Origin of the sequence: Corallococcus sp. AB045 (genome assembly GCF_003668895.1) — a bacterium.
In the GTDB taxonomy this organism is placed as follows: domain Bacteria; phylum Myxococcota; class Myxococcia; order Myxococcales; family Myxococcaceae; genus Corallococcus; species Corallococcus coralloides.
Window position 1 is genome coordinate 1 of the sequence record NZ_RAWN01000269.1, and the last position, 10,368, is coordinate 10,368.

Annotated in this window: 4 protein-coding genes; 3 read left to right on the forward strand and 1 reads right to left on the reverse strand. The window is 70.4% G+C overall.

Features of this window, described 5'->3' with window-relative positions; genetic code table 11:
- The coding region (locus D7Y21_RS37435; protein WP_233612442.1) for a hypothetical protein at window positions 1-438 on the forward strand (438 nt) is incomplete at its 5' end.
- Between the two features lie 11 nt (window positions 439-449).
- On the opposite strand, the gene D7Y21_RS37440 is transcribed toward D7Y21_RS37435, so the two are convergent.
- Entirely contained in the window at window positions 450-1,613 is a 1,164-nt protein-coding gene (locus tag D7Y21_RS37440; RefSeq protein WP_121718245.1) for a hypothetical protein, read from the reverse strand.
- Window positions 1,614-1,790: 177 nt separating this feature from the next.
- Between D7Y21_RS37440 and D7Y21_RS37445 the strand changes: the two genes are divergently transcribed.
- Window positions 1,791-2,621 (forward strand): mechanosensitive ion channel family protein, encoded by an 831-nt coding sequence (locus D7Y21_RS37445; protein WP_120567758.1) that lies wholly within the window; start codon window positions 1,791-1,793, stop codon window positions 2,619-2,621.
- Between the two features lie 363 nt (window positions 2,622-2,984).
- Window positions 2,985-10,368 (forward strand): non-ribosomal peptide synthetase (locus D7Y21_RS37450; RefSeq protein ID WP_121718246.1); only part of this gene is annotated, 7,384 nt, incomplete at its 3' end.

Below are 10,368 nucleotides of genomic sequence, written 5' to 3' on the forward strand. Positions count from 1 at the left end.
ATCCCCAAGCCCACCGCGAAGCCCCTGCCCCCGGCCGTGGCGTCCATGCGCGAGCGCATCATCAAGGCCGCCGTGGCGTGCGACTACGCGGGCCTCCAGAAGCTGGGCGACGAGAAGGGCCCGAGCGTGCGCTTCTCCTACGACCCCGACCAGGACATGGCCACCACCTGGCGCATCCAGGAGGAGTGGAAGGACAGCCCGCAGCCGGTGCTGGCGCGGCTGGTCCACGTCCTCAACCTCCCCTTCTACCAGGAGGGCAATCTCTACTGGTGGCCCACCGCCTTCCGTGAAGGCGCCACCGAGGCGGACTTCGCCCTGCTCAAGGGCATCTATCCGGACTCGATGATCACCGACATGCGCAAGGAGAAGAGCTACATCGGCATGCGCGTGGGCATCTCCGCGGACGGCGACTGGCAGGCCGCCATCCAGGGCGACTGAGCCGCTCCGCCTCAGTCGCCGGTGACGAAGCGCGCGACGGCCTCCTGGACCTCCTCGTCGCCCATCATCCCCACGTGGTCCGCCTGCGTCTCCAGCCGGTCCACGTGGAGCGGCGGCGGCGGCAAGGCCCGCGCCGTCAGGACCGAACCATCTCCGTCCGCGAGCACCGGATCCTCGAACGTGGGCTTCCCGTCGATGATCCGGAACGACTTGATCAACGGATGCCCCACGCCCACCACCGCCAGCGTGCGGAAGGGCGGCGGCGGTCCATCGTTCTCGGCAAGGGCCCGCGCCAGCTCCGAGCGCGCCTTGAGCATGCGCTCCAGCCACTGGCGATACGCGGGCAGCTTTTGCACCGCCGGGTCCTGGAACACGCCCCACCCGCCGTCGACCCACGCGTCCGGTCGGTAGGCATCGAACGTCACCGGCTGGCCGCTCGCGTCGACGAAGAAGTCGCTCTCCGCCGGCAGCAGTTGGAACGCGGACGCGAAGGTGAAGAGCGCCTCCGGTGACAGGAGCGCCCGGTTGCGCCCCACCGGCGTGCCCAGGGTGAAGTCGTCGAACATGCCCGGCGCGCCCCGGAACGGCGTGCCCAGGAACACCACGCGCTTCACGTGCCGGGCGCCCGCCCACGTGGGCTCGCCCGTGTCGTCCCCGGTGCCGTAGCGCAGGCAGTGCAGGGTGATCAGCCCGCCCATGCTGTGCGCCACCAGGTTCACCTTCACCCGGCCGCCCCGCGCCTCCGCGAGCGAATCCAGCAGCGCGCACAGCCGCTTCGCCGTCACGCGGTTGTCCTGCCGCCAGTCGTAGTCAAAGACGATGAAGCCCGGCAGCCGCGCGCGCGCGAACTCCAGGAAGCCCTTGTAGACGTCGTAGCGCGCCACCCACGGCAGCACCGTGAAGCGCGTCACCGGTCCGTCCGCCTCGAGCGGCCCGAAGCCCGGCGTCGCCCGCTGCCCGGGAAATGGCAGCGCCAGCGACCGCTCACCGCGCGTCAGCACGTCACCCACGGACACCCAGGCCCGCTCGTGCTCGCCGTCCGCCGTCGCGAGGAACGACCCGCGGTACCCATGGACGAAGACCGTCACCTCCTCGCCCGGGGCCGGAGGCACCGCGACGCGGGAGGCCGTGCAGGCACTCAGGAACAACGAGACCGCGACCGGGAACAGGCGCATGCGCCGCAACGTCGGCCTCTCGGTCCCTCCACGCAAGGCCCGGGCATCACGACCCCGGGCGGGTCAGGACGGCCCTCCTGGAAAAATGTGGATTCAAGGCAACCCGGCTTGCATGCCCCGGCCGGTCCCGTGCAAAAGGCACGCGCACACCCGGTCCGGGTCAAGGGAGTTCGAGCCATGGATGAAATCGTCGTTCAATTGAAGTCACTTGCCCTGACCGAAGCGCTCCCGCTGCTGCTCAAGGTCATTGGGGCGCTGTTCATCTGGTTCATCGGGCGGACGATCATCGCCGGCTTCCGCAAGGTGCTGGACATGGGCCTGCAGCGGCGGCAGCTGGACGCCACGCTGATCCGCTACGTCGGTTCGCTGTTCACCGGCACGCTCACGTTGATGCTGATCGTCGGCATCCTGGGGGTGATGGGCGTGGAGACCACGTCCTTCGCCGCGTTGATCGCCGCCGCGGGTATCGCCATCGGCGCGGCCTGGTCCGGGCTGCTGGCCAACTTCGCCGCGGGCATCTTCCTGCTGGTGCTGCGCCCCTTCCGCGTGGGCGAGGAGATCGAAGCCGGCGGCGTCGTGGGCATCGTCCAGGAGATCGGCCTGTTCGTCACCACGCTCGACACGTCCGACAACGTGCGGATCGCCGTGGGCAACAACCAGATGTTCAGCGACAACATCATCAACTACAGCCACCACCCGTACCGCAAGATGACGGTCAAGTTGCCGCTGATGCATGGCGTGGACGTGACGGTGCTCCAGCAGGCACTGGTGGATCGCATGGTCACGGTGAAGGGCGTCCAGGAGAAGCCCGTGCCGCAGGTGGAGATCGCGGAGTTCACGCTCCAGGGCCCCGTCCTGGCGGTGTGCATCTTCTGCAAGCCCACCGAGTACAACGACACGCAGGCCAACGTCAGCGACGCCATCGCGGAGATCCTCCTGGCCGTGGGCTACACCGTGCCCACGCCGGCCGTGCTGGCCGCGCCGCCGCCGCTGGCGAAGGTGGGCTGAAACGCAGTCGCTGACCGGTGGCGAGCAGGCCAACCCCAGGCCTGCTCCCACTCCATGCGGGAGGACGACCCCGCGAGCAGGTTCCCCTCTGAGCGACACCGTGAGTCCTTCCGGTGATGAGTTCGGGGATCCAGCCTCTTCCCGCAAATGCTCGAATTCACTCGGCCTTCCGGCTGGGCGCCCCCATGACAGCTCGGTTGCCCACGGAATAGCGTGGCCAGTGCGGATTTGACCCACCCCCTGCTTCTCAAGAGAGAGCGGTCCAGGGCGGCAATCCGGAATCAGCAGCAGGTCTGACTTCTCGCGAATGCCACTGCCCCGAGTGGCGCTCGCGATGGCGTCCCCGAGCGCGGAGTACACAAGATGAGCCAGGAGCTGTCGAAGCGGATCGCGAACCTCTCACCGGAGAAGCGCGCGGAGCTGCTCAAGAAGATGGCCGCGCAGAAGGCCATCGCCGGCAACTCCGTCCAAGGCCTCATCCCGGTGCGGGAGCGCACGCGCCCGCTGCCCCTGTCCTTCGCCCAGCAGCGCCTCTGGTTCATTGATCAGCTGCAGCCCGGCACGTCCCTCTACAACGTGCCCATGGCGGTGCGCCTGGAGGGCGCGCTCGACGTGGCCGTGCTGGAGCGCGCGCTGCGCGAAGTCGTGCGCCGTCATGAAGTGCTCCGCACCACCTTCCGCGAGGACGAAGCCGGCCCCGTGCAGGTGGTGTCGCCGGAGCCGGCGCCCGCGCTGGAGCATCACGACCTCACGGGCTCGCCGCCGGAAGCAGCGTGGCGACTGGCGCGTGAAGCCGCGGCCCGGCCCTTCGACCTCGCGAAGGGCCCGCTGCTGCGCGCGCTGCTGCTGACGTCCGCGTCGAAGGAGCACCTGCTCGTGGTGGTGGTGCACCACATCGTCTCCGACGGTTGGTCCATGACGTTGCTGGTGCGTGAGGTGGCGCTCCTCTATGGCGCGCTCGCACGCGGACAGGCCGTGCCCCTGCCGCCGCTGGGCATCCAGTACGCGGACTTCGGCGTCTGGCAGCGCGAGTGGATGCAGGGCCCTCGGCTGGAGAAGCAGCTCGACTACTGGAAGCGCCAGCTGGCTGGAGTGCCCTCCGCGCTGGAGCTGCCCACCGACTTCTCCCGCCCCGCGGGCCGCAGCGGCCGGGGCGCCCGGCATGAGCTCCTGCTGGCGCGTGAGCTGACGGACGCGCTGAAGGCCCTGGCGCAGCAGGAGGGCGCCTCGCTCTTCATGGTGCTGCTGACGGGCTGGCAGGTGCTGCTGTCGCGCTACGCGGGGCAGGAGGACGTGACGGTGGGCTCGCCGGTGGCGGGCCGCACACGCGGCGAGGTCGAAGGCCTCATCGGCCTGTTCGTCAACACGGTGGTGCTGCGCACGCAGGTGGAGCCCTCCGCGTCCTTCCGCGCGCTGCTGCACCAGGTGCGCGAGACGGTGCTCGCGGCGCATGAGCACCAGGACTTCCCCTTCGAGCGGCTGGTGGAGGAGCTGCGCCCGGAGCGCACCCAGGGGCGCACGCCGTTTTTCCAGGTGATGCTCACGCTCCAGGCCTCCTTCCGCGGCGCGGCGTCCGTGGAGGGCGTGAAGCTGGAGGCGATGGAGCTGGACACGCTCACGTCGAAGTTCGACCTGATGCTCCAGGTGCTGGAGACGGAAGCCGGCCTCAAGGGCTTCCTCGAATACGACTCCGACCTCTTCACCGCGCCCACGATGGCGCGCATGGCGGAGCACCTGCGCGTGTTGCTGGAGGGCGCCGTCCGCCGTCCGCACGAGGCCGTCTCCCGTCTGCCGCTGCTCACCAACGCCGAGCGCCACGAGGTGCTCATCGACTGGCAGCCACCCCGCCCTGCCCCGCTGCCGTGGAGCACACAGCACGGCGCCTTCGAAGCCCAGGTGGACCTCACGCCGGACGCGGTCGCCGCCACGTTCGGGGACCAGTCGCTCACGTACGCGCAGCTGGAGGCACGGGCCTCGCGGCTGGCGCGTCACCTGCGCCGGCAGGGCGTGGGCATGGAAGTGCGGGTGGGCCTGTGCGTGGAGCGCTCGCTCGACATGCTGGTGGCGGTGCTCGCCGTGCTGAAGGCCGGGGGCACCTACGTGCCGCTCGACCCTGCGTTCCCCACGGACCGGCTGGCGTACATGGTGGAAGCGAGCGGGATGCCGGTGCTGGTGTCGCAGCGCTCGCTGGAGTCCATCCTGCCGCCGCACGCGGCGCGCGTGGTGCTGCTGGACGGGGACGCGGAGGCCATCGCGGCGGAGGACGGCTCGCCGCTGCGCGACGCGGTGCCGCCGGAGGCCGTGGCGTACGTGCTCTTCACCTCCGGCAGCACCGGCCGTCCCAAGGGCGTGCAGGTGCCGCACGGCGCGGTGGCGCGTTTCCTGGCGGCGCTGCGTGAGACGACCGGCATGTCCTCGAAGGACGTGCTGGTGGCCGTCACCACGCTGTCGTTCGACATCGCGGTGCTGGAGCTGTTCCTGCCGCTGTCGGTGGGCGGGCAGGTCGTCATCGCGTCGCGGGACATCGCCGTGGACGGCTCGCGGCTGGCGGGCCTGCTCCGGCAGTGCGGGGCGACGGTGCTCCAGGCCACGCCGAGCACCTGGCGGCTGCTGCTGGAGACGGACTGGCGGGGCCCGGAGCTGACGGCCCTCACCGGCGGCGAGTCCCTGCCACGCGAGCTGGCCGAGTCTCTGCTCCCGCGCTGCCGCGTGTTGTGGAACGTGTACGGCCCCACGGAGACGACGGTGTGGTCCACCGCGCACGCGGTGGCCTCGGGCACGGGCGGCGTGCCGATTGGCCGGCCCATCTCCGGCACGCAGGTGTACGTGCTGGACAGCGGGCTGAACCCGGTGCCGCGCGGCGTGCCGGGCGAGCTGTTCATCGGCGGCGAGGGCGTCACCCGGGGCTATCTCCACCGGCCGGACCTCACGGCGGAGCGCTTCATCCCGGACGCGTACGGCGGCGTGCCGGGCCTGCGCGTGTACCGCACGGGCGACCGCGTGCGGTGGGCCGCCCACGGCGTGCTGGAGTACCTCAACCGCGTCGACAACCAGGTGAAGCTGCGCGGCTACCGCATCGAGCTGGGAGAGATTGAAGCGGTGCTGAGCCAGGCCCCGGGCGTGCGCGACGCCGCCGTGGTGGTGCGCGGCGGCGGGGCCGACGCGCGGCTCGTGGGCTACGTGGTGGCGCGGCCCGGACAGACGCTGGAGTCCCAAGCCCTGCGCGCGCTCATGAAGGAGCGGCTGCCCGAGTACATGGTGCCGTCCGCGCTGGTCGTGCTGGACGCGATGCCCCTGACGCCCAACGGCAAGGTGGACCGCAAGGCGCTTCCCGCGCCGGATGTGTCCACGGAAGCCGCGCGCGAGTTCGTCGCGCCGCGCACGCCGATGGAGGCCCAGGTCGCGGAGCTCTACGCGTCGCTCCTCCAGGTGCAGCGGGTGGGCGCCACCGACAGCTTCTTCGAGCTGGGAGGGCACTCGCTGCTGGCCACGCGGCTGACGTCGCGCTTGCGCACGGCGTTCCAGGTGGACCTGCCCCTGCAGGCGTTGTTCGAGTCCCCCACGGTGGCGGACCTGGCGGCGCGCATCGCGGCCTCGGCGAAGGAGCCGCGCTCCGAGGGTCCGCCCCCGGTGGTGCCGGTGCCGCGCACCCAGAAGCTGCCCGCGTCCTTCGCGCAGCAGCGCCTCTGGGTGCTGGAGCAGCTCGATCCGGGCTCGGCCGCGTACAACATGCCGTTCTCGCTGCGGCTGACCGGGGTGCTGAACCTGGAGGCCCTGCGCCGCGCCCTGGAGCTGGTGGTGCACCGTCACGAGGCGCTGCGCACCACCTTGCGGCCGGACACCGGCGCGCTCGTGCAGGTCATCGCACCGCCCGAGCCGCTGGTGCTGCCGGTGGTGGACCTGCGCGCCCTCTCGCCGGAGCAGCGCGACGCGGAGGTGAAGCGCCGCTCGGAGCTGGAGGTGCGGCTCCCGTTCAACCTGGAGGAAGGACCGCTGCTGCGCGTGTCGGCGCTGGTGCTGGATGAGCAGGAGCACCTGGTGCTGCTGACCCTCCACCACGCCGTCTTCGACGGCTGGTCCATGAGCATCCTGATGCGGGAGCTGTCGGAGGCCTACCGGGCCCTGGTGGCGGGGACGCAGCCCGTCCTGCCCGCGCTGCCCTTCCAGTACGCGGACTTCGCGGTGTGGCAGCGCCAGTGGCTGTCGGGCGCGGAGAAGGAGCGGCAGCTCGACTGGTGGCGCCAGCAGATCGAGGGGATGCCGTCCGTGCTGGAGCTGCCCACCGACCGTCCGCGAGGCCTCCGCGAGGCGCATCCCGGCGCCCTGATGCAGGTCGCGTTCCCCCTGGAGCTGACGCAGGCCGTGGAGGCCCTCTGCGTGCGCGAGGGCATCACGCCCTTCATGTTCCTGCTCGGCGCGCTCCAGGTGTTGATTGGCCGCTACTCCGGTCAGGACGACGTGAGCATCGGGTCCTCCGTGGCGGGCCGGAACGACGCGCAGCTGGAGGGACTGCTCGGGTTCTTCATCAACACGCTCGTGCTGCGCACCCGGATGGGCGGCGAGCCCACCGTGCGGGAGCTGCTGGGCCGCGTGCGCACCACCACGCTGGGGGTGCTCGCGAACCAGTACGTGCCGTTCGAAGAGCTCCAGCCGATGCGCGACCTGCGCGGGTCGCCGTTGTTCAACGTGCTGTTCCTCATGCAAAACATCCCGGAGGTGGACCTCTCGCTCGCGGGCGTGAAGGTGCAGGTCGAGGAGCGCACGGGCGCCTCCGCGAAGTTCGACCTCACGCTGTCGCTCGCGCGGAGCGAGGACGGCTTCACGGGAGAGCTGGAGTACGACACCGACCTCTTCGACAGGTCGACCATCGTGCGGATGATGCAGCACCTGCGGCGGCTCGTGGAGGGCTTCGTCGCGCATCCGGACCGCCGCGTGTCGTCGTTGCAGTTGCTCGCGGGGGAGGAGCGGCAGCAGGTGCTGGTGGAGTGGAACGCCACGCGCGCGCCGTTCCCCGAAGCGTGCATGCACTCGCTCTTCGAAGCGCAGGTGCGCCGCGCTCCGGAATCGGTGGCTGCTGTCTTCGAGGGGACGCAGTTGACGTACGCGAAACTGGATGCGCGCGCCAATCAGCTTGCGCATGCGCTGCGCCGTCGTGGCGTGGGCCCGGAGGTCCGCGTCGCCCTCAGCGTCGAGCGCTCTCTCGATATCGTCATCGGGTTGCTTGGCATCCTGAAGGCCGGTGGTGCCTGGGTCCCGGTGGATCCGCTCCTGCCTCGTGAGCGCCTGGCCTTCATGCTGGAGGACAGCGCGGCCCAGGTGCTCGTCACCCAGCAGCCACTGGTGGACCGGTTCCCCGAGGCGCTGCATGCCCGCGCGCTCTGCCTGGACACCGAGCGCGGCGCTCTCTCCGCTGAGCCGACGGATGCGCCCGTGACGGGCGTGACGCCCGCCAACATGGCGTACCTGCTCTACACCTCGGGCAGCACGGGTACACCGAAGGGCACGGCGGTGGAGCACCGCAGCGTCGCCAACCTCGTCACCCACGAAGCGGTGGCGTACGGCATCGGCCCTGGCAGCCGAGTGTTGCAGTTCGCCAGCCTCAGCTTCGACCTCTCCGTGGAGGAGATTTTCACCACGCTCTGCAACGGCGCCACGCTGGTGCTCGCGCCGCTGGAGAAGCTGATGCCGGGCGCACCGCTGCCCGTGCTGTTGCGTGAGCAGGAGTTGAGTGTCGTCAGCCTCACCCCCGCGGCACTGGCGGCCACGCCTTCCGAAGGACTGCCCAAGGTGCGCACCGTCATCTCCGGCGGCGAAGCCCTGCCCGCGGACGTCGTCGCGCGTTGGGCTCCGGGACGGCGATTGCTCAACACCTACGGCCCCACTGAAGCCGCCGTCATCGCCACCTTCGGTGAGGTGGTAGCGGATGGGAGCGTGCCGTCCATCGGCAAGCCGCTGGCGAACGTGCGTGTCTACGTGTTGGACGCGCACGGGCAGCCCGTCCCCGTGGGTGTACGCGGCGAGCTGCACATTGGCGGCATCGGCGTGGCGCGTGGGTACGCGGGACGGCCGGGACTCACCGCCGAGCGCTTCGTGCCGGATGCCTTCTCCGGTGAGGAGGGGGCTCGCCTCTATCGCACGGGCGACGTGGTGCGTTGGCGTACGGATGGCCAGTTGGACTTCGTCGGCCGCATCGACGCGCAGGTGAAGGTGCGCGGCTTCCGCATCGAGCTGGGCGAGGTCGAGAACGCCCTGCGCGCCGCCCCTGCCGTGAAGGACGCCGTCGTGCTCGCCCGCGAAGAATCGCCGGGCGACAAGCGCCTCGTCGCCTACGTCGTGGGTGAAGCCCTCGACATCACGGCCCTTCGCGCGCACCTCAAGCAGCACCTGCCTGAGTACATGGTGCCCGCGGCCTTCGTCTCCATGGAGACGCTGCCACTAACGTCCAACGGCAAGGTGGACCGCAAGGCCCTCCCTGCTCCGGATGCGAGCGTGCTTCGGGCTTCGCACGTCTACGAGGCCCCGGCGACGCCGCTGGAGGAGAAGCTCGCGGCACTCTGGAGCGAAGTGCTTCGTGTGCCCACCGTAGGCCGCACGGACAACTTCTTCGAGTTGGGGGGCCACTCCCTGCTCGCCACGCAGTTGGTGGCCCGCGTACGTGCCGCGTTCGACGTGGAGCTGCCGCTTCGTGCCCTCTTCGAGGCCCCCACCATCGCCGCGCTCGCGGAGAAGTTGCAGCGCGTCTCTACCGGTACGCGCCTGCCGCCTCTGACTCGCACGCGCACCGAAGGTCCCCAGCCTCTCTCCTTCGCGCAGCAGCGCCTCTGGTTCCTGGACCAGCTGGTGCCGGATGACGCGTCCTACAACCTCCCCGTCGCGCTGCGCCTCCTGGGCCGCCTCGACGTGGAGGCCCTACGCCGCGCGTTCGAGGCGCTGGTGACGAGGCATGAAGCGCTGCGCACCACCTTCTTCGAAGAGGAGGGCCAGCCATTCCAGCGCATCCACGCACCGGCGACCTGGGCTCTCCCCGTGGAGGACCTGTCCGGCCTGGAGGAGTCCGCGCGCGAGGCGGAGACACTACGGCTTGCCGCGCATGAGGCCCGGCGCTCCTTCCACCTCGTCCACGGGCCCCTGCTGCGCACGGCTCTCTTGAGGTTGGCGGAAGAGACGCACGTCCTCCTCGTGACGATGCATCACATCGTCTCCGACGGCTGGTCCATGGGTGTCCTCGTGAAGGAGTTGGCCACGAGTTACGCCGCCTTCTCGGCGGGCCGTGAGCCGTCGTTCGCACCGCTGCCGGTGCAGTACTCGGACTTCGCCCTCTGGCAGCGCCAGTGGCTTCAGGGAAAGACGCTGGAGTCGCAGCTCGGATACTGGAAGCAGCAGTTGGCCGGTGCCCCCGCCGCGCTGGAGCTGCCCACGGACCGTCCTCGTCCGGCCGTGCAGTCCCGCCGCGGCGCCACGGTGCCCGTGCACTTCCCCTCGGAGTTGACGGACTCGCTACGCAGTCTCGCTCAGCGTGAAGGTGCTACGCCCTTCATGCTGCTGCTCTCCGCCTTCCAGCTGCTCCTCTCGCGCTACTCCGGCCAGGACGACGTCTCCGTCGGCTCTCCCATCGCCGGCCGTACTCACGCCGAGGCCGAGGGCCTCATCGGCTTCTTCGTCAACACGCTCGTGTTGCGCGCCCATGTGCGCCCGGAGGACTCCTTCCGCCAGCTGCTCTCCCAGGTGAAGGCCACCACCCTCGCCG

Coding starts and splice junctions, on each gene's coding strand:
- D7Y21_RS37440 (WP_121718245.1), bottom strand. CDS start 1,613: ATGCGCCTGTTCCCGGTCGCGGTCTCGTTGTTCCTGAGTGCCTGCACG.
- D7Y21_RS37445 (WP_120567758.1), top strand. CDS start 1,791: ATGGATGAAATCGTCGTTCAATTGAAGTCACTTGCCCTGACCGAAGCG.